Genomic DNA, 22,278 nt, shown 5'->3' with positions numbered 1-22,278 from the left:
TAGGTGTGTGCATACGGTGTCCGTGCTCAGCCTCAAGGGAGGCGTCGGCAAGACGACGGTGGTGCTCGGCCTGGCCTCTGCCGCCCTCCGCCGTGGTGTCCGCACGCTGGTGATCGATCTCGATCCGCAGTGCAACGCCACGTCGACGCTGGAGCCCGAGGAGTCCAAGGCCAGCATCTACGACGTTCTGCAGGACCCGTCCGAGGAGAACCTGGAACAGGCGATCCGCCCCAGCCGCTGGGGTGACGGCATCGACGTGCTGTCCGGGTCCGAGGACGCCGAGCTGCTCAACCACCCCGATCCGAACGAGTCGCGGTTGCACCGGCTGAAAGACGCGCTGCGCACGTTGCGGGACATGTACGACGAGTTCCCGTACCACCTGGTGCTGCTCGACTGCCCGCCGTCGCTCGGCCAGCTGACCCGCAGCGCGCTGGTCGCCGCCGACCGGGCGTTGCTGGTCACCGAGCCGACGATGTTCGCGGTCGCGGGCGTGCAGCGGGCGTTCGAGGCCGTGCAGAACGAGCGCGAGCAGAACAACGCCGACCTCCAGCCGTTGGGTGTCGTCGTGAACCGCGTACGGCCGCGATCGCACGAACACCAGTTCCGCATCGACGAGCTGAGGGACATCTTCGGCCCGTTGGTGATGCCGGTGGCGTTGCCGGACCGTCTGGCCGTACAGCAGGCACAGGGCGCGTGCATGCCCATCCACGAGTGGGGCACGCCGGGCGCCCGTGAGGTCGCCCTCGCGTTCAACTTGCTGCTCGCCCGCATCCAGCGCATCTCTCGGAGCCGCCGCCGGGCCGTGCACCACGACTTCGACGACGACGAGATCCAAGAAGCGGTGGATGCCTGAGGGTGACACCGTCTTCCTGGCCGGCCATCGCATGCACGAGGCGCTGGCCGGGAAGACGCTGCGCCGCGGCGAGCTGCGGCACCCCCGGCTTTCCACGCTGGAGCTGACCGGGCTGGACGTGCTCAGCGTGCGCACGTACGGCAAGCACATGTTCACCCGGTTCTCCGACGGCCACAGCCTGCGCAGCCACTTCCGCATGGACGGCTCGTGGCACCTCTACCGGCCCGGCGAGCGCTGGCGCCGGCCCGCGCACCAGGCCCGCGCGGTGCTCGAGGTGGACGACCGCCAGGCCATCGGATTCGCGTTGCACGACATGGAGTTCGTGCCGACCGCCGAGGAAGATCGGCTCATCTCACATCTCGGACCTGATCTTCTATCTGATGGGTTCGACGCGACTGAGGCCGTTCAGCGGTTGACCGCTGATCCGTCCCGGCCGCTCGGGCTCGCATTGTTGGATCAACGGATCATGGCCGGTGTCGGCAATCTCTACCGCGCGGAAGTTTGTTTCCTGTTGGGAGTTCTTCCCACGACTCCGGTGTCATCTGTGGACGCCTCACGTGCGGTTGCGTTGTCGCGCAAGCTCTTGCAGGCCAACCAGTGGCGACCGGAACAGATCACCACGGGCGACCGCCGGGTGCAGCACTACGTTTTCGAACGCACGGGCAAACCCTGTTTGCGTTGCGGCACAAGAGTCCGATCGGACGAGATCGAGGGCAGATTCGTGTACTTCTGCCCAAAATGCCAATCCGGTTGAACCGAGACGCGCTCCCGCCCGTGTGCCCCAATATGGCGGTAAATCTGGATGCGTTGCGCCCCGGCTTCACCGACGACCCTTATGCCGTGCTCAAGAGCCTGCGCGACGCGGGCCCCGTGCACCGGGTCGAGACCTTCGGCGTGCCGATGTGGCTCGTGACCCGATACCCCGACGTGCGCGCCGCGTTGGACAACCCGCTGCTGTCCTCCCACGGCTCGGCGCTCGCCGAACCCCTGCGCGGCCATCCGCACTTCGCGTCGTGGTGGTTCGGCGACCTGTCGGACCACATGATGAACAGCGACGAGCCGAACCACACGCGGCTGCGGCGCGCGGTGTCGAGCCAGCTCACGCCCCGGCGCATCGCCGCCCTGCGGCCGCGGATCGAGCACGTCGCGGCGCAGCTCGCGGACGGGTTCGCGGACGGCCGGTGCGACCTGATCGCGGACTTCGCGGCCCCGCTGCCGATCGCCGTGATCATGGAACTGCTCGGCGTCCCGGCCGTCGACCAGGAGAACTTCCGCTACTGGGCCGACGTCGTGACGGGTCTCGCGGACGGTGACGCGTCATCGGCCCGTGAGGAGACATCGGGCTATTTGCGCGATCTCGTCACGCACAAGCGCACGTCCGGAGACGACGACCTGATCGGCGGCCTGGCCCGCGCGACCGGCGAGACCGCGCTGAGCGACGACGAACTGGCGTCGCTCGCGTTCCTGCTGCTCGTGGCCGGGTACACGACCGCCGTCGACCTGGTCGGCAACGGCGCCCTGGCGTTGCTGCGCCACCCCGACCAGCTCGAACTGCTCCAGCGCTCCTCGTCGCTGCTGCCCGGCGCCATCGAGGAGTTCCTGCGGTTCGACGGCCCCACCTCGCACCTGCTGCGGTTCGCCACCCAGCCGTTGACGATCGGCGGCGTGCAGATCCCGGCGGGTGACGTCGTGCTGCTGTCGCTGGCGTCGGCCGAGCACGACCCGAACCGCTACCCGCGCGCCGACCAGCTCAACATCGAGCGGGCGGACCGGCAGCACCTCGCGTTCGGGCACGGCATCCACTTCTGCCTGGGCGCGCCGCTGGCCCGGCTGGTGGGCGAGGTGGCGTTCAAGACCCTGCTGTCGCGGTGCGCGCGCCTGGCGCTCGACACCGCGCAGCCGCTCGGGTGGCGGGTGTCGCTCGGAAGCCGCGGGCTGCGGGCGTTGCCGGTGACGTTCCTGGCCAAGCCGAAGATGCCGCTGGACGAGCAGGCGACGATCAAGGTGGCCAAGCCGACGGTGTAACGCGGGTGCTCGAAGTCGGCAACCATTAGCGTGAGTCAGCCGATGACAGCACCACGACATCCACCACCAGCGTCTCCCACGCGTGCAGCGCGCGCGTTCGAGGAGCTCTACGAGGCCGAGTTCGACGTCGTCATGGCGTACTTCGCCCGACGGACCTCGGACCCGCAAACGGCCGCCGATCTGACCTCGGACACGTTCGTCGCCGCCATCACGTCGTTCGCGACGTTCGACCGTGCGCGGGGCACGGCGCGAGGCTGGGTCCTCGGCATCGCACGGCGGGTGTTCGCCCAGCACTGCGAGACCGTCACGCGCGGGCGGGACGTGGTCGCGCGCATCCGGGGACGGCGGGCGCTCGACGGCGACGAGATCGCGGAGTTGGTCGCGCGCATCGACGCGGAACGGGCCGGACGCGAGCTGATCGCGGCCATGGCCTCGCTGAGCGCCACCGACCGCGAGGTGATCGAGCTCGTGGACCTGGTCGGAATGACACCGAAGGACGCCGCCGAGGTGCTGGGCATGTCGTCCGGCGCGCTGCGGCTCAGGCTCTTCAGGGCGCGCGGCAAGGTGCGCGCTCTGGCGGACGGGGGACAGTGATGACGACGTTCAAGGACAAGCTGCTCAACGACCTGATGCGCGAGCACGGCGAGACGGTCGAGGAGGCATCCGCACGGCCCGTGCGGTCCACACGGCCGTTGCTCGTGGCCGCTGGAGCGCTCGTGCTGGCCGGTGTGGCGACCGTGGCGATCGTCAACAACGACGCGCCCGCGTACGCCGTGACGAAGAACGCCGACGGCACGGTCACGGTGACCATCAAGGACATCAAAGGCGTGGACGGGGCCAACGCGAAGCTGCGCGAGTACGGGATCAACGCGAAGGCCGTGCCGATGTCGCGGGACTGCGCCGACCTGGACGAGAGCAAGATGGACGCGCGCGACTACCGGCTGCCGGACCACGGCGAGGACGGGTCTCTGACGTTCCGGCCGGGCGACCTGCCGGACGGCTACAAGGTGCTGCTGGGCATCTCGAACCTGCCGAACCGGGGCCACGGGCTGGGCTACACCGGGCCGATCAGGGAGCCCGCGCCTGACTGCCTGCGAGAGGTCGGGAACTAGGCACCGCACGCCGGACTGCCTGGCGAACGTCGGGGAGCCAGGCACCCGCGCCCACCCTGAGCTGGCGTTATAGGGTGGGCGCGTGGTGTACAAGCAGGTGGTTCGCAGGGCGTTGTTCGGAATGCACGGCGGCGACGCGGAGCGGGTCCACGAGACCACGCTCGCCGCCATGGAGCGGCTGAGCCCGTTGGCGCGGTTCGCCCGCAACCAGAACAACCCCCGCACCGTCTTCGGCGTCCGCTTCCCGAACCCGGTCGGGCTCGCCGCGGGCCTCGACAAGGACGGGCGCGCGCTGCCGGCGTGGGCCGCGCTGGGGTTCGGGTTCGTCGAGGTCGGCACCGTCACGTGGCACGCGCAGCCGGGCAACCCGAAACCGCGGCTGTTCCGCCTGCGCGAGGACGAGGCGATCATCAACCGGATGGGCTTCAACAACGCGGGTGCGCAAGCGCTTGCCGCGAAGCTCGACCGCACGCAACTCCTGGCGCCGCTCGGCATCAGCCTCGGCAAGTCCAAGATCACGCCGGTCGAGGACGCCGTGCAGGACTACCTCGACTCGCTCAACGCGTTGAAGGACCACGGTGACTACTACGCGATCAACGTGAGTTCGCCGAACACGCCCGGCCTGCGCAGCCTCCAGGACAAGGGCGCGCTGACCGAGCTCGTTCAGACCCTCACCGCGGCCACCCGGAAGCCGATGCTGGTCAAGATCGCGCCCGATCTGACCGACGACGCCATCGCCGAGGTCATCCAGGTGTGCGTCGACCACGGCATCAAGGGCCTCATCGCCACGAACACCACCCTCAGCCGTGAGGGGCTCGTCAGCGCGCACAAGGCGGAAACCGGCGGTCTCAGCGGCCGCCCGCTCACCCAGCGCTCGAACGACGTGGTCCGGTTCATCACCAAGAACAGCGACCTGCCGGTCATCGGCGTCGGCGGCATCCGCACCGCCGACGACGCCAAGCGCATGATCGACGCCGGGGCGAGCCTGGTGCAGATCTACACCGGGTTCATCTACGAGGGCCCCGGCCTGGTGTCGCGGATCAACCGGGCACTGAGGTGAGCGTGCGCTCGACGTGTTCCCAGCGGCCGACCGGACGATAGCCGCGCAGGACCGTGAACAACGAGCGCAGCACCGCCACGAAGTCCACGAACACGATCACCATCAGCAGCGGGTAGGCGAACGGCGCCAAGGCGAGCAACGGAGCCTTGGCGCGCCATGGTTCCGTGAGGTCCCCGATGATGGTGAACAGCGCCACGCCCGTGTACACCGAGCACAGCAGCACGATGCCGGTGAACCAGCCCGTCTGGAACGTCGCACTGATGACGACGTAGATGAACACGGGCTCGAACAGCACGAGCACCTCCCCCGCCGCCGTGTACGGCAGGTGCACCCAACTGAGCAAACGCGAGCACCTGCGCCCGAAGAAGAGCGAGCGGTGCTTGTAGAACGCCTGCAAGCGCCCGAACTTCCAGCGGAACCGTTGCCGCAGAAGGCCCTTCAACGACGGCACCGCCTGCGTGTACGCGATGGCGTCGGCCGCGAAGATGATGCGCCAGTCGAAGTTGCCGCGCATCGACAGGATCTTCATCGAGAAGTCGATGTCCTCGGTCATCGTGTCGGTGTCGAAGTAGCCGCACGCGCGCACGACCGACGTGCGGAACATCGACCCGACACCGCCGATGACGTACTCGCAGTTGAAGACCGTGTAACCCTGCTTGAGCCGGTGCACCACCGCGTACTCCAGGCGTTGCACCCAGCCCAACGCGCCGCGCTGGTCGGCGATCTTCACGTTCGCCGCCGCCGCGAGCACCATCGGGTCGGCGAAGTGCGCGACCATCTTCGCCACGGCGGTGCGGGACAACGTCGAGTCGGCGTCGAGCACCATCACCAGGCCGTCGCCGACGAGGTGCATGCCGGCGTTGATCGCGGCTGCCTTGCCCGTGTTCTCCTGCGACACAACGTGAACGCGCTCGCCGAAGTGGTGTAGCGCGGCCACCGTGCCGTCCGTCGAACCGTCATCCACCACGATCACGGAGACGTCGGCGTAGGAACTGTCCAAAACGGACTGCACCGCCCGTGCGACGCACAACTCCTCGTTGTAAGCCGGAATCACGACCCACACCGTTGGCGTGTAAGGCAATGGTCTTGAGCGGAACAGAGACAGGTCGTAGAGATCAGCCGCCACCAAGACGACACACACGCGCACAACGCCGACCATCGCCAGCGGCACCATCAACCACGCGAGGGAAGTCATCGGCGGTGACGCAGCAATCGGATGCGTGTCGCAACCAGACTGCCCGCGATGATGGCGCAGGCGAAGAAGAGCACCACGTAGTACGCGGCGACCATGACCGAACTCCCTCCAGTGGACCGAGATCTGGATCGGTCCGAAGTGGAGTCATGGAAACCACACCAACGTGTGGTCGCTAACTACGGCGTGCAGCCTTCAACCAGCGCATCACCGGATGCAGGATCACGACCAGCAGCGAGCCCCACACCATGCCGCCGAGCTCCAGGTCGCCGATCTCGATCGTGAGGTCACCGACGCCGGCCACCAGCGCGGCGCCGCCGACCATGGCGTTCACCGGGCTCGCCAGGTCGACCCCGCGGTCCATCCAGATCCGCACGCCGACCAGCACGATCAGGCCGTAGAGCACGAGTGTGCAGCCGCCGAGCACGCCCGGCGGGATGGTGCCGAACAGCGCGATGGCCTTCGGGGAGAACGCCAGCACCACCGAGAACACGCCGGCGAACGCGAACGCCGCCGTCGTGTAGACGCGGGTCACGGCCATCACGCCGATGTTCTCGGAGTACGTCGTGGTGCCCGCGCCGCCGCCGAGCCCGGACAACGCCGTCGACAGGCCGTTGGCGATGATCGCGTCGCCCGCGCTGCCGTCGAGGTTGCGGCCGGTCAGCGCCGCGACGGCCTTCACGTGCCCGACGACCTCGGCCACCAGCACGATCACCACGGGCAGCATCAGCAGCACGACCGACGGCCGCAGCTCGGGCTGGTAGAGCGTCGGCAGGCCCACCCAGGCCGCGTCGCGCAGCTCGGCGATCCGGGCGGACGGCACGGCGCCGAACGCGAGGCCGCCCATCCAGACCGCCACGAAGCCGATCAGAATCGAGAACCGGAACACCATGCCCCGGCCCAGCACTCCGGCCAGCAGGATCACCACGGTGGTCAGCCCGGCCAGCAACGGCTGCTCGCCGAAGTTCGAGGTGGCCTGCCGCGAGAGGTTCAGGCCGATGAGGATCACGACCGCGCCGGTGACGACCGGCGGCATGACCGACTCCAGCAGCCGCACGCCGAGCGCCTTGACCGCGATGCCGACGACGATGACCAGCAGACCGGCGGCGACGACCCCGCCGAGCTGGGCGGCGATGCCCTGCTCGCGTGCGGCGATCAGGGGCGCGACGAACGCGAACGACGAGCCGAGGTAGCTCGGCACCCGGTTCTTGGTGATCACCAGGAACAGCAGCGTGCCGAGACCGGAGAACAGCAGGGTGGTGGCGACGGGGAGACCGGTGGCGGTGGGCACGATCACCGTGGCGCCGAACATGGCGACGAGGTGCTGCACTCCGAACCCGATGGTGAGCGGCCAGCTCACCCTCTCCTGGGGCGCGACGGTTTCACTGTCGGTGATCCGACCGTCCCCGTGCACGGTCCACAACGCCAACGCACTGCCTCCCGGCAATTCAGCCGGACTTCCCGCAGACCGGCCCCGGAATCCTGCCACGCCATGTAGCGGCTACGGCTAGATAACGGTCCGATAATCACACGATTGCAGCAAAGATCTCCAGAGAGACTCGCCGAATAGCCGCATGCAACTACGGAGCGTTACATTCAGTACGCTGAATAGCCTGAGACGTCCCGCATCGCAGACGCCAAACCGGCCATGTGATCGGTCGCATCGTCCAGCACCTCGGCGGGGTTCTGGAACTGCGTGCTCGCCGCCAGCGCCCTGCCGGCCTCGGCCACCAACGCACAGTAGCGGTCCACGCCGTCTGCGAGTTGCTCCCGCAGCACCCGCACGCCCTCGACCAACGAGGCGCGTTCCAGCGGCGGAGCGGTGTCCCGGGCGCGTTCGACGGCCTGCAGCTGCGCCGACACCGCCCGGATCGCCGTGGACGCCTCCTGGGCGGTCTGACGGGCGTGCTGGACGGACTCGGTGGGCATCGACGTGAGCGCGGGCGAGTCGAGCTGCACGAGCAGCTGCGTCATCGCGTCCTCGGCGCCGTGCAGCTTCTCCATGGGCACCCGCGCGGACGAGATGTGCGCGGGCAGCGGCGGCCGGGGAGCGGGCGGCGGCGACAACGCGAGGCGCTGCCGTTCCGTGCCGATCTCCTTCAGCTTGAACCCGCTGCGCACGGCCAGCACGGCGGGCACGGCGGCGCCGATCGAGCCGGTGACGGCGGCCCACGTGCCGAGCACGCCGGTGAAGCCCAGCACCGCGAGGGTGCCGAGCATCGTGATCACGATCAGCCAGAACGTCAGCACGGCGTTGGTGCGCTTGCGTCTGCGTTCGAGCTTCGCGACCGGGTCGTTCCACTTCTGCAGGCGGTACCGCGCCTGCTCGGCCAGCGGGTGGCCCTGGAGCGACGCACCCAACTCGTTGACGACCTTGCGGACGATCTCGTTGTTGGGACGGTTTCTCCAGGGCTCCATGATCACCTGCTGACTCCTCCTGCCCCGTCGCCCAGATCAGTTCTGGGCGGGCGGGACCTGCTGCTGCTGGGTCTTCTGCTCCGACTGGACGCGCTGCGCGATCTCGGCCTGGATCTGCGCGGCGGCGCTGTTGCCCGCCGTGACCTGCTGCGGGGTGCTGCTCTGGCCGCCGTGCATGGACGCGCGGATCTGCTCGAGACGCGACGAGCCGGCGAGCTGGGTGGTCGAGGCCTGCACCTCGAGCATCCGGCCCTGGACCGAGTTCTGGGCGAGCTCGGCGGACCCGAGAGCGGTCGAGTAGCGCTTCTCGATCTTGTCGCGAACCTCTTCCAGCGACGGGACGTTGCCCGGCGCGGCGAGTTCGCTCATCTGGTTCAGCGACGCGGAGACCTGCTCCTGCATCTTGGCCTGCTCGAGCTGGCTGAGGAGCTTGGTGCGCTCGGCCAGCTTCTGCTGCAACATCATCGAGTTGCGCTCGACCGCCTGCTTGGCCTGTGCGGCGGCCTGCAGCGACTGGTCGTGCAACGTCTTGAGGTCCTCGATGCCCTGCTCAGCCGTGACGAGCTGGGTGGCGAAGCCCTGCGCGGCGTTCTCGAACTGGGCGGCCTTCTGCTCGTCGCCCTTCGCGCGCGCCTCGTCGGCGAGCACGAGTGCCTGACGGGCGGAGGCCTGCAGCTTCTCGACGTCGCCGAGCTGGCGGTTCAGCTTCATCTCCAGCTGACGCTGGTTGCCGATGACTGCTGCCGCCTGCTGGGAGAGCGCCTGGTGCTGACGCTGCGCCTCCTCGATGGCCTGCTGGATCTGCACCTTCGGGTCAGCGTGCTCGTCGATCTTCGACGAGAACGACGCCATCAGGTACTTCCAGAACTTCACGAACGGACTGGCCATCTCCTACGCCTGCCTTCTCGGTGCCGGTGTTGGATCCATCGTCTCAATTGTGCGTCGGCGTATCCACCGACACGGGGAGATATCCGGGAACACCCTGACCCACCCCGGGACTTAGGAGTACACGCCTTGCGACGTGCCAATCCTGCCCGCACCCGCGTCCGGAGACGCGGTGACCCAGCGTGCTGATGCCAAGCCGTTGCCTGCTGTTCAGCGCGCCGCGTCTGTTGTGTGTTGAACGTACGAACGGCCGGACTTGTTGCAGACCGTCACGTGGCGGGGGCCACAGACCGGGTGGAATCACCCGAATGCAGGCGACCCCGCACGCCACAGGGCGTACGGGGTCTCGTGGATGTCATGGGTGTTAGGCCGCAGCTACGGCCTTGGGCTTCTCGCCGATCTTGCTCGTGAGCCTGTGACTGAGCATGGGCTGCAGGCGCAGGTCCGAGAGGTCGTCCGAGAGCGTGGACGGCAGCACGCGGCCACCCTCCAGCTTGCGCCCGTCCGAACGTCCGTCCGGGACGGTGTCGGGCACCGTGTCCGGCGTCTGCTGGACGGCGCCGATGTCGGAGGCGACGTGGTGCAGCAGTTCGGACAACGGAAGCTCTAACGCGTCACAGATGGCCGAGAGGAGCTCGCTGGACGCCTCTTTGCGGCCGCGCTCCACCTCGGACAGGTACCCCAGGCTCACGCGGGCGGTCCGAGAGACCTCGCGCAGCGTGCGGCGTTGGTTGGTGCGGGCATGGCGAAGTCGATCACCGATCGCCTCGCGTAGCAGCACGGTCATCGCGCGCCTCCTTCCGGCCGGCCGTGTCCCTACGTTACCGATCGACACCGACAACGGGCACTGACTTCCGAACACGTCCGCCAAGGGCGAACGAACGCGGAGTCATCATTTGTTCCCGGCGTCGGTCATCAGCAGGTAATCCGAGAGCAGGACCAGGGCTTTTTCCACGGAGCCCCGACGGACAGCTGAACGATCACCACTGAGAGTGATTGTCCGCACTGTGGACACTCCAGGGCCGCTCAAGCCGATGTGGACCGTTCCCGGGGGCACACCGTCCTGCGGATCGGGTCCGGCGACCCCGGTCAGCCCGATTCCCCAGTCCGATTCGCACCTTTTCTTGGCGCCCTCGGCCAGTTGGATCGCGACGTCGGGATGGACGGCCCCGTGCTCGTCGAGCAGCTGCTGATCCACGCCCGCGAGCTCGTGCTTGAGCTCGGTGGCGTAGACGATCAACCCACCGCGGACCACGGCACTCGCCCCCGGTGTGTCGACGATCGTCGCGCACAGCAGACCCGCGGTCAGCGACTCGGCCGTGGCGACGGTCTGGTTCTTCGCTTTGAGCAGTTCGACGACGTTCATGCCACCGCCCTCCCCGCCCTCGCCTTCATCTTGAACGCGCGGATGACGTAGTCGATTCCCGTGACGATGGTCAGCACGAGCGCGACGGCCATGATCACCCACGCGATCAGCTGGAGCACGTCGTTCTGCGGGAGCACGAACAGCCCGATGGCGATGACCTGCGCCAACGTCTTGGCCTTGCCGCCGCGGCTCGCCGGGATCACGCCGTAGCGGATCACCCAGAACCGCAGCAGCGTGATGCCGATCTCGCGCACGGCGATGACGATCGTGATCCACCACGGCAGCACGTCGAGGATGCTCAGCCCCACCAGCGCCGAGCCGGTGAGCGCCTTGTCCGCGATCGGGTCGGCGATCTTGCCGAAGTCCGTGATGAGCCCGTGCTTGCGCGCGAGCGTGCCGTCGATGTGGTCGGTGAAGCTCGCGACCGCGAACACCGCGAACGCGATCAGGCGCCACGTGGTGTCGAAGCCGCCCGCTTCGAACAGGGAGAACAGGAAGACCGGAACGAGTACCAGCCGCGCCATCGTGAGGATGTTCGCGACGTTGAGCAGCGGGACCTTCCGGGCCTCCGTCATGTCCCGATTACCTCGACGACCAGGTCCACTCCCTCGGAGTCGACGACCCGGCAGCGCACGAAGTCGCCGCGCTTGAGGTTCTCCGCGTCCAGCACGATGCACTCGCCGTCGACCTCGGGCGCCTGGTGCTCGGCCCGGCCGACGCAGTCGCTCTCGTCGTCCTCTTCGGTCTCGATCAGCACGACGACCTCGGTGCCGACCCGGTCCTCGGCGCGCTGACTCGTCAGCTCCTCGACGAGGTTGCCGATCCGCTGCACCCGTTCCGCGATGACGTCCGCGTCGAGCTTGCCGTCGAGTTCCTCGGCCTCGGTGCCGTCCTCGTCGGAGTAGCCGAAGATGCCGACCGCGTCGAGCCGCGCCTCGGTGAGGAACCGCTCGAGCTCCTGCAGGTCCTGCTCCGTCTCGCCGGGGAAGCCGACGATGAAGTTGCTGCGGATGCCGGCCTCGGGCGCGTGCTCGCGGATCTGCCACACGAGCTTGAGGAAGCTGTCCGTGTCACCGAACCGGCGCATGCGGCGCAGCACGTTCTCGCTGGAGTGCTGGAACGACATGTCGAAGTAGTTCGCGACCTTGTCGGTCTTGGCGATGGCCGCCACCAGACTCGGCTTGGTCTCCGCGGGCTGGAGGTAGCTGACCCTGACCCGCTCGATGTTCGGAATGGACGCCAGTCGCGGGAGGAGCTGCTCGAGGGCGCCCTGGTCGCGCGGCAGGTCCTTGCCGTAGCTCGTGGAGTTCTCGCTGACGAGGAAGAGCTCCTTGACGCCGTTCTCGGCGAGCCACATGGCCTCGGAGACGATCTCGTCGGGGTGCCGCGACACGAACGCGCCGCGGAAGCTCGGGATGGCGCAGAAGCTGCACCGGCGGTCGCACCCACTCGCGATCTTGAGCGGCGCCACGGGGGCGTCGTCGAGGCGCTTGCGCTGGACCTTGGTGGGACCCCAGCCGTGGCCGGGCACCTGGACGCCGTCTTTCGCTTCCTGGCGCTTCACCGGCGTGATCGGCAGCAGCGTGCGGCGGTCCACCGGCACGTGCGACTCGACGGGCTTGCCGTGCAGCACGTCCTGCAGCCGCTCGGCCAGGTCGTTGTACTGGTCGAAGCCGAGGACCGCGGCCGCCTCCGGGAGGCTGTCCGCGAGCTCCTTGCCGTACCGCTCGGCCATGCACCCGACCGCGACGACCTTGGCGCCGGTGTCGGAGGCGGCCAGCAGCGTGTCGACCGAGTCCTTCTTGGCCTGCTCGACGAAGCCGCACGTGTTGACGACGACGACGTCAGCGCCCTCGTCCACCAGCTCCCAGCCGCCCTCGCCGAGGCGTCCGGCGAGCTCTTCGGAGTCGACCTCGTTGCGGGCGCAGCCCAGGGTCAGCAGCGACACGCGTCGCGGAGTGGTGGGAGAAGACACGACGCTCAGAGTAACCGGCCCAGGTCCCAGCGCTTGAATCGCGCTGGCGGGCGGTGCGGCTTCCCACCTGCCGGTCGAGGAAAGCGCCTGGGTGAGCGCGGCCCATACTTGACGGTTGTGACCAGTGGGGTAGTCGTGCGGCGCGCCCGCACCAGCGACGTGCGCGCCATGAAGGCGCTGATCGACGGGTACGCGGGCAAGGTCCTGCTGGCCAAACCCCTGGTCACGCTGTACGAGGCGGTCCAGGAGTTCTGGGTGGCCGAGGAGGACGGCGAACTGCTCGGCTGCGGTGCCCTGCACGTCATGTGGGAGGACCTGGCCGAGATCCGCTCCGTAGCCGTGTCCCAGCTGGCCTTGGGCAAGGGCGTGGGGCACCGGATCGTGGCCCAGCTCATCGCCACGGCCAAGGAGTTGCAGCTCGGGCGGATCTTCTGCCTCACGTTCGAGACCAAGTTCTTCAACAAGCACGGGTTCGTCGAGATCGAGGGCACGCCGGTGAGTCCCGAGGTCTACGAGGAGATCATGCGGTCGGTCGACGAGGGCGTGGCCGAGTTCCTCGACCTGAGCTACGTGAAGCCGAACACGCTCGGCAACAGCCGGATGCTCCTGGAGTTGTAACTCTTCGAGTAATTACTCGAAGAGTCTTGACTCGACGAACGAAACAGCGCCAAGATCTCAGGCGTGTCCGAATCGCTGACCGTCGACGAGCTCGCTGCCCGGATCGGCCTGCCCAGCAGCACCATTCGCATGTACCAGACGAAGGGTGTGCTGCACGCGCCGAGACGGCAGGGACGCGTGGCGTACTACGACGCCTCGCACGTCGAGCGGTTGACGTTGGTGCAGCGGTTGCAGCAGCGGGGGTTCTCGTTGCCGGCGATCGCGGAACTGATCCAGGCGAGGGAAAAGGGCGAGTCGGTCGCCGCGGTGCTCGGCTTCAGCGAGGCCGAAGGACCCGACGACTGGGTTCGGATCAAGGTGCGCGACATCAAACACCTGATTCCGACCGGAGACGTCCAACCGCGACTCCTCCTCCGGGCTATGCGGTTGGGCTTGGTGCGGTGGAAGTACGGCTGGCCGCACACGCGTCGCTGGGCACTCGAAGCGGGCGGTCGGCTGGCCGGCCTCAGGGTGCCCAGCGATGACGTCATGGACAGCTTCACGCGCCTGCGCACGGCCACCGATGCGGTGGCTGCGGACTTCGTGCGGTTGTTCGAGCGGCAGTTCTGGCCGGAGCTGGCGCGCAAAGCAGGTGATGAGAACCAGCTCGAGAACGTGCGGGCGTTGCTGGTCGAGTTGACCTACACGGCGGAGACCGCGGTGGTGGGGACCCTGCGCGAGTCCATTCGGGACGCGGCGGAGGAGTTCGCGTCACGCCACGGGCTGTTGCCCAGTGACGACTACCAGCCCGCTTGGGCCGAGCAGCCGTTGCCTCCGATCGCCGAGAACCTCATGGATCCGGCCGGTGATCTGCCGAGCGAGCAGGAGATCGAGCGCTTCCTGCAAAGGGGGGACGAGGATGAGCCTGGTCGCTGATCCCGCCTGGCACGCGCAAGTCAGAGACGAAGGACTAGTGGTGTACGCGGGGGCTGATCTCGCGTACCTGATTCCAGACCTGCCCAGGGCGGTGGCCGTGGCGCTGGCGGGACTGTTCGAGCCAGTTTTGAGGGGAGTGGCTCGAACTGTCGACGAGAGCCGGTTGGGGGAACCGGTTCGCCAGTACCTGGCCCAGCTGAGGACCCTGGGCGCTCTCCGCCCGGCCGGGTTGCCTCAAGACGACGCGAAAGAGCCGATGGGGGTCGGCACGCGCGTCGTCGGAGAGGCACCCGCCGGGCTGGTAGAGCTGTTGCCGCACAACGAGAATCCGGACTTCCTGCTCGTGGTGCGGACGACCGGCACGCTGGTCGACCTGGTCGAGGTGGCGCGCGAGACGAAGGTTCCGCACCTGTTGCTGGACCTCGCGTACCACCACACCGCCGCCGTCGGGCCCTTCGTGGTGCCCGGGGCCGGTGCGTGCCTGGCGTGCCTCGCGGTGCGGGCGGGGCGGCGGTGGGGGGATCCGCCGCCTCCCCCGCATCCGGCAGCGACGACACACGACTTCCCGCTTTCCCTTGCCTTGCAGGCGATCCAGAACATTCGCAACGGCTCTCTGGCGCTGCTCGACACGGTCGTCACGGTGAACCTCGACGAGTTCACGACGACCCGCGAGAGCGTGCTGCCCGCGGCCGGGTGCGAGGTGTGTCCGACCGTCGAGGTCGGGCGCGTGTCACTTCCTTGGGGGAACCTTGAACGCGACGGCAGTCCGGTTACCTGACCAGTTCTCACCCGGTGCGGCCGCCGCCAACGCCGCGACGCCCACCTGTTGCTGTTGTTGTTGCTGCTGCGCGGTTTCCTCGGTGGGGGCCGCCGTGCACATCCCGGAAGCGCTGTACCAGGACACCAAGGAACTGCCTCAACCGCGCAGCGCCCTGGTCCTGCCTGCCGCTGTCTTCCCGTTGCTCGTCGTCGTGCTGCCGTTCGTCACGTTGGGCGCGGTCTTCGAACTCCACTGGGGATGGTGGGCGGCAGCCGCGGTCGCCGCCCTCTCCTGGTCGATCGCGGCGGGCTTCGTCGCGAAGTCGCCCAAGCCGTGGCGGAGCTTCGGCAGGCTGCTCGGCTGGATCGCGTTGTGGTGCCTGGAACCGTTCGCCGTGCTCTTCGTGCTGGGCCCGATCGCCGCCACCCACGAGGTCGTCGCGGTGGTGGTCGGCGTGCTCTACGTGCTCGGCGCCCTGGCGTGCGGGTACGGCATCTTCCGGTACTACCAGGGCAAGCGATGAGGACGGTCGCGGAGGCCCTCGCGGAACGGGCCGTCGGCTGGCGCCAGGGCGTGGTGTCGCAACTGCAGCCCGTCCCGCACAGTCTGTCCGATGTGGACGTCGAGGGCTGGGCCGCAGTGCCGGAACCCTTTGCCACGGGCGGAACCTCCGGCGGCACCACCAAGACGGCCGCCATCGCCGAAGCCCTGGAACGCCACGCGGCCGCCCGCGCGCACCTGGAGACGGCGACCACCGGTGAGTGCTGGCCACTGGAGCACTTCAGCCTGCACACGGTCGAACAGCGCGTGTCCCCGAACTACCGCTACCGCAAGGGATACGTCGACACGAGGTACACCACCGCGTGGACGCTCCCCGGCAACACACCGATCCGCCTCCCGGCGGGACTGGTGGCGCTGGATCCGTCGTACGGCCTCCCGGCGACGTCCTCGGGCCTGGCCGCGGGACCGTCCACGACCAGCGCCCTGCTCAGAGCCGTCCAGGAACTGGTCGAGCGCGACGCGTTCACCACGACCTGGCTGCACTCCCTCGCCCCGAACCGCTTCGAGGCCGGTCTGCCGCACGGCGTCCAGGCGTTCGACCTGACCCCGGCCTACAGCCCGCACCCGGTGGTGGCCGTCGCGGGCTCGCTCCCGATCGCCGGAAAGCCACGCCCGACCCTGGGCCTGGCCTGCCGCGCGACCAGCGAGGAGGCCGTGCGGAAGGCCTACGAGGAGTGGGTCCAGGGCACGGTGTTCATCGAGGTCTGGCTCGCCCAGAACGGCACCGAACCCATCACCGAGGTCACCGACTTCGACCAGCACGCCGCCTACTACGCCACGAACCCCGACCGATGGGACGCCCTCCCGTGGTTCCAAGGCATCGAGACGGAACCGCCACAAGACGCCCGCTCCCGAGGCACAGCGGCCGAACTGACCGAACTCGTGCACGCCCTGGCCGAGAAGGACATCCGCCTCGCCTACCGCGAACTGACCACACCGGAACTCGCGGCCGTCGGCCTGCACTGCGTCCGGGTGCTCTCCCCGGACCTCGCCCCGCTGCACTCCGACCACCGCTGGCCGCACGTCGCCGGACGCACCGGCGAACTGGACTGGCGCTACCCGCACGCCTCGCCAGGCACGTTCCCCAATCCCGCACCGCATCCCCTGGGGTGAGCCCGTGTTCGACGACTTCTGGGCCGCGAGCCGCTTCTCTCCCCTGCACCAGCGCAGGCTGGGCGACAAGCTCCGCGACTTCCGCCCACCACAACCGCTGATCGACCCGTTGGAGCTCCCCACGACTCCGACACCGCTCCCCCGCCCGAAGGACCGGCTGCAGAAGCTGTTCCAGGCGCGCAAAAGCACCCGCGACTTCGCCCGAAAGCCTCTGACCGACCAGCAACTCGGCACGGTCCTCGGCGCACTGACCGACCACAGCTACCCGTCGGCGGGCGGACTCGACCCGTTGCGCTGCTACGCCTTCGTCAACGGCCGCGCGGTCCGCTACGACATCCGCCGCCACGCGCTCCAGGACGTCGGTCCCGCCCCCGAAAACCTGCCCGAAATACTCGGCACCCCGGGCACCCCGCCGCTCACGATCGTCCTGGTGTTAACGGACAAGGACTCGTTCGAGAAGTACGGCGAACGCGCGGGCCGCTTCGGCTTGATCGAAGCAGGAGCCGCAGCGCAGACGATCTGCCTCCGTTTGGCCGAACAGAAACTGGGCGGCTGTCTGCTCGGCGGAGTAGCGGACCACGAGATGCTGCAAGCGCTGGGGCTTCCGCGTGAACTCCGGGTGGCCACCGCGATCGCCTGCGGCCATCCGAGACCCTGACGTTCATCAGATCGTGTCTACCGAGGACAGTCGATCAGCAGCTACAACTGGCGAGACCCTGCTCACACTTCCGAGGAGCTCGCCATGTCGAAGACCCTGCGCTCGGCATTCGTGGGTGCCGCCGCCTCGATCGCCCTGATCTTCACGGGCACCCCGGCACAAGCCGTGGACATCGTCGCGGTCACCGACGACTACCTGTACTCCAAGAGCATCAGCCAGTTCACAACATTGCGCGCACAGCAGCCGTACGCGGGCCAGCTCGACTGGTCTTCCGACGGCTGCTCGTACTCGCCGGACAACCCCTTCGGCTTCAAGTTCCTGCCGACGTGCCACCGCCACGACTTCGGCTACCGCAACTACAAGCGCCAGGGCCGGTGGAACGAGGCGAACCGCCTCCGCATCGACAACAACTTCAAGTCCGACATGTACCACCAGTGCGGCTCGAACTGGGCCTGCAAGCGCACGGCGGACCTGTACTACGCCGCTGTGCGCCAGTTCGGCGGCAGCGCCAGCTCCACCGCCACGAGCATCCAGAAGGCGGGCCTGAAGTAGGCGCGCAGGCGGCGGGCCGCACCACCCGGCCCGCCGCCGACCACCAGCTGTTCACCAGAACTTGGTCGACGGCAACGGTTTCTGTCCGGTCGACAGCGAATACAAAGGGACGCGTCCTTCTCCGCACCCCGAGGAGCTCGCGACGTCGAAGACCCAGTTCAAGCCCGCGTGCGACCGCCACGACTTCGGCTACCGCAACTACAAGCGCCAGAACCGGTGGAACGAGTCCAACCCGCTGCGCATCGACCGGGGCGGGCCTCACTCGTCGTCGACGGGTCCGCCCCCGCGCATCAGGTAGATCACGCTCTCCAGCTCGTCCGGCTTGATCAGCACCTCGCGGGCCTTGGAGCCCTCGGACGGCCCGACCACGCCGCGCGTCTCCAGCAGGTCCATCAACCGCCCGGCCTTGGCGAACCCGACCCGGAGCTTGCGCTGCAACATCGACGTGGACCCGAACTGGGACGTCACGATCAGCTCGGTCGCCTGCACCAGCAGCTCGAGGTCGTCGCCGATGTCGGCGTCGATCTCCTTCTTCTCCCCGGCCTTCTGCGCGGTGACGCCGTCGGTGTACTCGGGCTGGGCCTGGTTCTTGGTGAACTCGACGATCGACGAGATCTCCTCGTCGCCGACGAACGCGCCCTGGATGCGGACGGGCTTGCCCGCGCCCATCGGCAGGTAGAGCGCGTCACCCATGCCGATCAGCTTCTCGGCGCCGGGCTGGTCCAGGATGACCCGCGAGTCGGTCAGCGACGACGTGGCGAACGCGAGGCGCGACGGCACGTTCGTCTTGATCAGGCCGGTGACGACGTCGACGGACGGCCGCTGCGTCGCGAGCACGAGGTGGATGCCGGCCGCACGGGCCTTCTGCGTGATCCGGACGATCGCGTCCTCGACGTCGCGCGGCGCGGTCATCATCAGGTCGGCGAGCTCGTCGACGATCGCCATGATGTACGGGTACGGCCGGTAGACGCGCTCGGAACCGGGCGGCGCGGTGATCTCGCCGGACTTCACCTTGCGGTTGAAGTCGTCGACGTGCCGCACCCGATTGACCTGCATGTCCTGGTAGCGCTGCTCCATCTCCTCGACGAGCCACGCCAGCGCCGCGGCAGCCTTCTTCGGCTGCGTGATGATCGGCGTGATCAGGTGCGGGATCCCCTCGTACGGCGTCAGTTCCACCATCTTGGGGTCGATGAGGATCATGCGAACCTCATCGGGCGTGGCGCGGGCCAGCAGCGACACCAGCATCGAGTTGACGAACGACGACTTACCGGAACCCGTGGAGCCCGCCACCAGCAGGTGCGGCATCTTCGTCAGGTTCGCGGTGACCATGTGGCCCTCGATGTCCTTGCCGAGGCCGATCACCATCGGGTGCGTGTCCTTCAACGTGGACGACGCGCGCAGCACGTCCCCGAGTCGCACCATCTCGCGGTCGCTGTTCGGCACCTCGATGCCCACGGCGGACTTGCCGGGGATCGGCGCCAGCAGCCGGACGTTGTCGGTGGCCACGGCGTACGCGATGTTCTTGGTCAGCGCGGTGATCTTCTCGACCTTCACACCGGGGCCGAGTTCGACCTCGTAGCGCGTGACCGTCGGGCCACGGGTGAAGCCGGTGACCTGGGCGTCGATCGAGAACTGGTCCAGCACCCCGCTGATGGCCTCGATCATCTGGTCGTTGGCCTTGCTGCGGGACTTCGGCGCGTCGCCGTCCTTCAGGATTCCGGGCGGCGGCAGCTTGTAGTCACCCTCCACCGCGCGCACGGCCATGTCCGGAGCGGCAGCAGCGGAGGCCTTCTCCTTCTTGGCAACGGGCTTCGGCGCGGGTTCCGGCTCCGGCTCCTCCAGGGGCAGTTCCGGCATCTCCTCGACCGGTTCCACGGCCTGGCGGCGACGCGACGGGCGGCGCAGGCGAACCGGCTTCGGCTCCTCCTCCTGCTGCTCCTCGTCCGCAGCGGGTTCCTTGGTGGTGCCGGGGTGCAGCAACGAGCGGATGCGTTCGGGCGCCTGACGAATCGGCGTGTGCGTCACGACCAGCAGGCCGTAGGCGAAGATCAGGAACAGCAACGGCCCGGCGACCCACGGCGTCAGCCCCTGCGCGAGGAACCCACCGGCCAGGTACCCGAGCGCACCGCCGGCGCTGCGGCGTTCGATCGGGTCCATCGGCAGGCCACCGATGAGGTGGAACATGCCGAGCACGCCGATCATCATCAGCGACGAGCCGATGATCAACCGAGGCCGCGCGTCCGGCGTCGGGTCGGTGCGCATCAACGTCACGCCGATGCCGAGCAGCACCACCGGCACGATCACCGCCGGGAATCCGACGGAACTGCGCACGGCCACGTCGACCCACTGGCCGACCGGTCCGCCCGCCTGCCACCACACGCCCGCGCCGGTGATCACGGCGAGCGCGATCAGCAACAGGCCGAGGCCGTCACGACGATGTTCGGGGTCGAGGTCCTTGGTGCGGCTGACGGTGCGAACGAGGCTGCCGACACCGCGGCCCAAAGCGCCCCACACGGCGCTGATGGCGCCGCCGCTCTTGCGGGCGGCGGGTTTCCTGGACGCGGTGGAACGCGCCCGCGGCTTGGCTGGTGCTTTGCCGCGTGACGTGGTCTTTCTCGAAGTCCCTGTTCGCCCGGCCATGTCTACAAGGTAGTCCCTCGCGTCTCACCAGCCCCATTTGCAACCGGGACGCGTGCGAAACCCCATGGTTCACCGGATCCGACACGGTGTCCTCACGACACGCCGTACGCTGCCCCGCGTGTCCACACCGCTCTTCTGGCGCGTGCTCATGGTGGTCGACCGTGGCCTGATCGCGCTGACCGGCAAGCTCGAGGTCTCGGGAGACATCCCACCGGAGCTGCTCGGCAAGCCGTTGTTGCTGGCCTCCAACCACATCGGCAACCTCGACCCGATGGTGCTCATCGCGGCGTGCCGCAAGATCGGCGTCAACCCGCGCTTCATGCTCGCGGGCGGCCTGCTCGACGCGCCGATCATGGGCCCGGCGCTCAAAGCGTGCGGTCACCTGCGCGTCGACCGGGCGTCGGCGAACGTCGGCGAGGCCATGCACCGGGCCGTGGAAGCGCTCCAGGCGGGCGGTGACCCGATCGCCGTCTACCCCGAGGGCAAGATCACCCTCGACCCCGGCATGTGGCCGGAGCGCGGCAAGACCGGCGTCGCCCGGATGGCGCTCGGGGGCTCGATCCCGGTGGTCCCGATCAGTCAGTGGGGCGCGCACGAGGCCGTGTACTGGGGCAACCTCAGCGTCGGCGGCTGGAAGGACGTCCTGCCGTACCTCACGTCGTGGCTGCGCGCGGTGCGCAAGCGGCCGACGTTCAAGGTCCACTTCGGCAAGCCCGTCGAGCTGTCCGACCTCAACGCCGAGACGATGGGCGACGCCCGGCGCGCGCACGAGCGGATCATGCAGTCGATCACCGAGGGCCTGGTGCCGTTGCGCCTGGACGAGCCGGACGTGCCGAAGTTCCACGACCCGACCCGTCCGACGACCGGCTCCTCGCCCTGGCGGCCCGCCTGATCGAGTAGGCGAGCACGGTCACCAGCATCGTCAACGGCATCGGGTTGCCCATCCGGAGCCCGAGGCCGAAGTCGATGCCCGCGATGACCAGGCACGCGAGGAACGTCGTCGCGCTCGCCGTGGGCAGCTTGACCTTCGGGTCCGCCCACGGCGTGCGCCCCCACGGCTTCGCGACGCTCAGCCAGGCCTGGAACGAGATCGCGCTGATCATCAACGCCGTGCCGACGGGCATCCACACCGTCGTGTGCCCGTCGATGGCCTGAGCGAGGTTGCCGCTGAGGATGAAGATCCCGACGTAGAGCTGGCTGACCGTGATCACGAACTTCGCGAGCACCCACCAGTGCCGGAAGTACCCCCACGGCGTCGTCGCGCTGAGCATGAACCCGCTGAACGCGCTCACGTTCGCCATGATCGCGAGCACGCCGTGGTCGAGGAAGCGCGCCATCCTGAACGCGTTCACGTCGCCCGTCTTCATGCCGTAGAGCAGCAGGGCGAGCAACGCGACGGCCTGGCTGAGCCAGCCGACCGACGTCACGACGTGCAACCACACCAACAGGGTCCGGGCGCGCTTCTGCATGACGTGTAGCTTGCCTACCTATCGAGGCAGGCACATCAGGGATCGCCCCTAGGCGCTGTCCTGTAAGTCTGTCCGGTGGCAGGCGCGGGTGAGCGAGCCGGAGGCG

25 protein-coding genes are annotated in these 22,278 nt (G+C 68.4%); 15 read left to right on the top strand and 10 right to left on the bottom strand.

The features are described from left to right. The first annotated feature begins 7 nt into the window (after positions 1-7). From JNUCC0626_RS42930 to JNUCC0626_RS42905, 6 genes are all read left to right on the top strand, one after another. Positions 8-853, top strand: a complete 846-nt coding sequence (locus tag JNUCC0626_RS42930; protein WP_285638866.1) for a ParA family protein — start codon at positions 8-10, stop codon at positions 851-853. Further along, on the top strand, positions 846-1,607 hold the full coding sequence (locus tag JNUCC0626_RS42925; RefSeq protein ID WP_394616355.1) for an Fpg/Nei family DNA glycosylase: 762 nt from the start codon (positions 846-848) through the stop codon (positions 1,605-1,607). The genes JNUCC0626_RS42930 and JNUCC0626_RS42925 overlap by 8 nt, the downstream gene beginning before the upstream one ends. Before the next feature lie 32 nt (positions 1,608-1,639). Further along, positions 1,640-2,878: a cytochrome P450 family protein gene (locus JNUCC0626_RS42920; protein WP_394616354.1), complete on the top strand. Its 1,239-nt coding sequence runs from the start codon at positions 1,640-1,642 to the stop codon at positions 2,876-2,878. Positions 2,879-2,920: 42 nt separating this feature from the next. Then, a complete protein-coding gene (locus tag JNUCC0626_RS42915) occupies positions 2,921-3,472 on the top strand; it encodes an RNA polymerase sigma factor (protein ID WP_394616353.1) in 552 nt (183 codons plus the stop codon). Continuing rightward, a complete protein-coding gene (locus tag JNUCC0626_RS42910) occupies positions 3,472-3,990 on the top strand; it encodes a hypothetical protein (RefSeq protein WP_394616352.1) in 519 nt (172 codons plus the stop codon). The genes JNUCC0626_RS42915 and JNUCC0626_RS42910 overlap by 1 nt, the downstream gene beginning before the upstream one ends. An 82-nt stretch (positions 3,991-4,072) precedes the next feature. Next, positions 4,073-5,050, top strand: a complete 978-nt coding sequence (locus JNUCC0626_RS42905) for a quinone-dependent dihydroorotate dehydrogenase (protein ID WP_394616351.1) — start codon at positions 4,073-4,075, stop codon at positions 5,048-5,050. Here JNUCC0626_RS42905 and JNUCC0626_RS42900 read toward each other — a convergent pair. The 8 genes from JNUCC0626_RS42900 to rimO all read right to left on the bottom strand — a co-directional run bounded on the left by JNUCC0626_RS42900 (position 5,031) and on the right by rimO (position 12,886). Then, a complete protein-coding gene (locus JNUCC0626_RS42900; protein ID WP_394622226.1) occupies positions 5,031-6,209 on the bottom strand; it encodes a glycosyltransferase in 1,179 nt (392 codons plus the stop codon). The genes JNUCC0626_RS42905 and JNUCC0626_RS42900 overlap by 20 nt on opposite strands. Positions 6,210-6,417: 208 nt before the next feature. Next, positions 6,418-7,602 (bottom strand): uracil-xanthine permease family protein, encoded by a 1,185-nt coding sequence (locus JNUCC0626_RS42895; protein WP_394616350.1) that lies wholly within the window; start codon positions 7,600-7,602, stop codon positions 6,418-6,420. Between the two features lie 236 nt (positions 7,603-7,838). Continuing rightward, positions 7,839-8,660, bottom strand: a complete 822-nt coding sequence (pspM, locus tag JNUCC0626_RS42890) for a phage shock envelope stress response protein PspM (protein WP_394616349.1) — start codon at positions 8,658-8,660, stop codon at positions 7,839-7,841. A 36-nt stretch (positions 8,661-8,696) separates the two neighbouring features. Then, positions 8,697-9,548, bottom strand: coding sequence for a PspA/IM30 family protein (locus JNUCC0626_RS42885; RefSeq protein WP_285638857.1), 852 nt, complete (start codon positions 9,546-9,548; stop codon positions 8,697-8,699). A 361-nt stretch (positions 9,549-9,909) separates the two neighbouring features. Then, a complete protein-coding gene (locus tag JNUCC0626_RS42880; RefSeq protein WP_382444630.1) occupies positions 9,910-10,332 on the bottom strand; it encodes a helix-turn-helix domain-containing protein in 423 nt (140 codons plus the stop codon). A gap of 105 nt (positions 10,333-10,437) precedes the next feature. Further along, positions 10,438-10,911, bottom strand: coding sequence for a CinA family protein (locus JNUCC0626_RS42875; RefSeq protein WP_394616348.1), 474 nt, complete (start codon positions 10,909-10,911; stop codon positions 10,438-10,440). Next, positions 10,908-11,486: a CDP-diacylglycerol--glycerol-3-phosphate 3-phosphatidyltransferase gene (gene pgsA / locus JNUCC0626_RS42870; RefSeq protein ID WP_394616347.1), complete on the bottom strand. Its 579-nt coding sequence runs from the start codon at positions 11,484-11,486 to the stop codon at positions 10,908-10,910. Before pgsA ends, JNUCC0626_RS42875 begins: the two co-directional genes overlap by 4 nt. Further along, positions 11,483-12,886, bottom strand: coding sequence for a 30S ribosomal protein S12 methylthiotransferase RimO (rimO, locus tag JNUCC0626_RS42865; protein WP_394616346.1), 1,404 nt, complete (start codon positions 12,884-12,886; stop codon positions 11,483-11,485). The genes pgsA and rimO overlap by 4 nt, the downstream gene beginning before the upstream one ends. A 117-nt stretch (positions 12,887-13,003) precedes the next feature. On the opposite strand from rimO, the gene JNUCC0626_RS42860 reads away from it, so the two are divergent. The 8 genes from JNUCC0626_RS42860 to JNUCC0626_RS42825 all read left to right on the top strand — a co-directional run bounded on the left by JNUCC0626_RS42860 (position 13,004) and on the right by JNUCC0626_RS42825 (position 18,361). Then, the gene (locus JNUCC0626_RS42860; protein WP_382444625.1) at positions 13,004-13,504 is read left to right on the top strand and encodes an amino-acid N-acetyltransferase; all 501 of its coding nucleotides are present in this window, start codon (positions 13,004-13,006) and stop codon (positions 13,502-13,504) included. A 63-nt stretch (positions 13,505-13,567) separates the two neighbouring features. After that, on the top strand, positions 13,568-14,419 hold the full coding sequence (locus JNUCC0626_RS42855) for a MerR family transcriptional regulator (protein WP_394616345.1): 852 nt from the start codon (positions 13,568-13,570) through the stop codon (positions 14,417-14,419). Beyond that, positions 14,403-15,197, top strand: a complete 795-nt coding sequence (locus JNUCC0626_RS42850) for a hypothetical protein (protein WP_394616344.1) — start codon at positions 14,403-14,405, stop codon at positions 15,195-15,197. The genes JNUCC0626_RS42855 and JNUCC0626_RS42850 overlap by 17 nt, the downstream gene beginning before the upstream one ends. A gap of 82 nt (positions 15,198-15,279) precedes the next feature. Continuing rightward, positions 15,280-15,702: a hypothetical protein gene (locus JNUCC0626_RS42845; RefSeq protein WP_394616343.1), complete on the top strand. Its 423-nt coding sequence runs from the start codon at positions 15,280-15,282 to the stop codon at positions 15,700-15,702. After that, positions 15,699-16,853, top strand: coding sequence for a YcaO-like family protein (locus JNUCC0626_RS42840; protein WP_394616342.1), 1,155 nt, complete (start codon positions 15,699-15,701; stop codon positions 16,851-16,853). Before JNUCC0626_RS42845 ends, JNUCC0626_RS42840 begins: the two co-directional genes overlap by 4 nt. Before the next feature lie 4 nt (positions 16,854-16,857). Continuing rightward, positions 16,858-17,511, top strand: a complete 654-nt coding sequence (locus JNUCC0626_RS42835; protein ID WP_394616341.1) for a nitroreductase family protein — start codon at positions 16,858-16,860, stop codon at positions 17,509-17,511. 84 nt (positions 17,512-17,595) lie between these two features. Beyond that, complete coding sequence (locus tag JNUCC0626_RS42830) at positions 17,596-18,063, top strand: phospholipase (RefSeq protein ID WP_394616340.1); 468 nt, start codon at positions 17,596-17,598, stop codon at positions 18,061-18,063. Positions 18,064-18,124: 61 nt separating this feature from the next. Then, positions 18,125-18,361, top strand: coding sequence for a phospholipase A2 (locus JNUCC0626_RS42825; protein WP_394616339.1), 237 nt, complete (start codon positions 18,125-18,127; stop codon positions 18,359-18,361). Here the strand turns inward: JNUCC0626_RS42825 and JNUCC0626_RS42820 are convergent. Next, positions 18,322-20,703: an FtsK/SpoIIIE family DNA translocase gene (locus JNUCC0626_RS42820; RefSeq protein WP_394616338.1), complete on the bottom strand. Its 2,382-nt coding sequence runs from the start codon at positions 20,701-20,703 to the stop codon at positions 18,322-18,324. The genes JNUCC0626_RS42825 and JNUCC0626_RS42820 overlap by 40 nt on opposite strands. A 118-nt stretch (positions 20,704-20,821) precedes the next feature. On the opposite strand from JNUCC0626_RS42820, the gene JNUCC0626_RS42815 reads away from it, so the two are divergent. Then, positions 20,822-21,595: a lysophospholipid acyltransferase family protein gene (locus tag JNUCC0626_RS42815; protein WP_394616337.1), complete on the top strand. Its 774-nt coding sequence runs from the start codon at positions 20,822-20,824 to the stop codon at positions 21,593-21,595. On the opposite strand, the gene JNUCC0626_RS42810 is transcribed toward JNUCC0626_RS42815, so the two are convergent. Then, entirely contained in the window at positions 21,492-22,172 is a 681-nt protein-coding gene (locus JNUCC0626_RS42810; RefSeq protein WP_394616336.1) for a hypothetical protein, read from the bottom strand. The two genes, JNUCC0626_RS42815 and JNUCC0626_RS42810, sit on opposite strands and share 104 nt — an antisense overlap. Between the last annotated feature and the right edge of the window lie 106 nt (positions 22,173-22,278).

Origin of the sequence: Lentzea sp. JNUCC 0626 (genome assembly GCF_043632865.1) — a bacterium.
Classification (GTDB): Bacteria; Actinomycetota; Actinomycetes; order Mycobacteriales; family Pseudonocardiaceae; genus Lentzea.
The sequence above is the reverse complement of the archived record's forward strand: the minus strand, read 5'-3'. Positions and strand labels throughout refer to the sequence as shown.

Excerpts from the sequence above, each read along its gene's own strand:
- JNUCC0626_RS42925 (WP_394616355.1), top strand. The coding sequence starts at position 846 with ATGCCTGAGGGTGACACCGTCTTCCTGGCCGGCCATCGCATGCACGAG.
- JNUCC0626_RS42920 (WP_394616354.1), top strand. The coding sequence starts at position 1,640 with ATGGCGGTAAATCTGGATGCGTTGCGCCCCGGCTTCACCGACGACCCT.
- JNUCC0626_RS42915 (WP_394616353.1), top strand. The coding sequence starts at position 2,921 with ATGACAGCACCACGACATCCACCACCAGCGTCTCCCACGCGTGCAGCG.
- JNUCC0626_RS42910 (WP_394616352.1), top strand. The coding sequence starts at position 3,472 with ATGACGACGTTCAAGGACAAGCTGCTCAACGACCTGATGCGCGAGCAC.
- JNUCC0626_RS42900 (WP_394622226.1), bottom strand. The coding sequence starts at position 6,209 with ATGGTCGGCGTTGTGCGCGTGTGTGTCGTCTTGGTGGCGGCTGATCTC.
- pspM (WP_394616349.1), bottom strand. The coding sequence starts at position 8,660 with ATGGAGCCCTGGAGAAACCGTCCCAACAACGAGATCGTCCGCAAGGTC.
- JNUCC0626_RS42885 (WP_285638857.1), bottom strand. The coding sequence starts at position 9,548 with ATGGCCAGTCCGTTCGTGAAGTTCTGGAAGTACCTGATGGCGTCGTTC.
- JNUCC0626_RS42880 (WP_382444630.1), bottom strand. The coding sequence starts at position 10,332 with ATGACCGTGCTGCTACGCGAGGCGATCGGTGATCGACTTCGCCATGCC.
- JNUCC0626_RS42875 (WP_394616348.1), bottom strand. The coding sequence starts at position 10,911 with ATGAACGTCGTCGAACTGCTCAAAGCGAAGAACCAGACCGTCGCCACG.
- pgsA (WP_394616347.1), bottom strand. The coding sequence starts at position 11,486 with ATGACGGAGGCCCGGAAGGTCCCGCTGCTCAACGTCGCGAACATCCTC.
- JNUCC0626_RS42850 (WP_394616344.1), top strand. The coding sequence starts at position 14,403 with ATGAGCCTGGTCGCTGATCCCGCCTGGCACGCGCAAGTCAGAGACGAA.
- JNUCC0626_RS42840 (WP_394616342.1), top strand. The coding sequence starts at position 15,699 with ATGAGGACGGTCGCGGAGGCCCTCGCGGAACGGGCCGTCGGCTGGCGC.
- JNUCC0626_RS42830 (WP_394616340.1), top strand. The coding sequence starts at position 17,596 with ATGTCGAAGACCCTGCGCTCGGCATTCGTGGGTGCCGCCGCCTCGATC.
- JNUCC0626_RS42820 (WP_394616338.1), bottom strand. The coding sequence starts at position 20,703 with ATGGCCGGGCGAACAGGGACTTCGAGAAAGACCACGTCACGCGGCAAA.
- JNUCC0626_RS42810 (WP_394616336.1), bottom strand. The coding sequence starts at position 22,172 with ATGCAGAAGCGCGCCCGGACCCTGTTGGTGTGGTTGCACGTCGTGACG.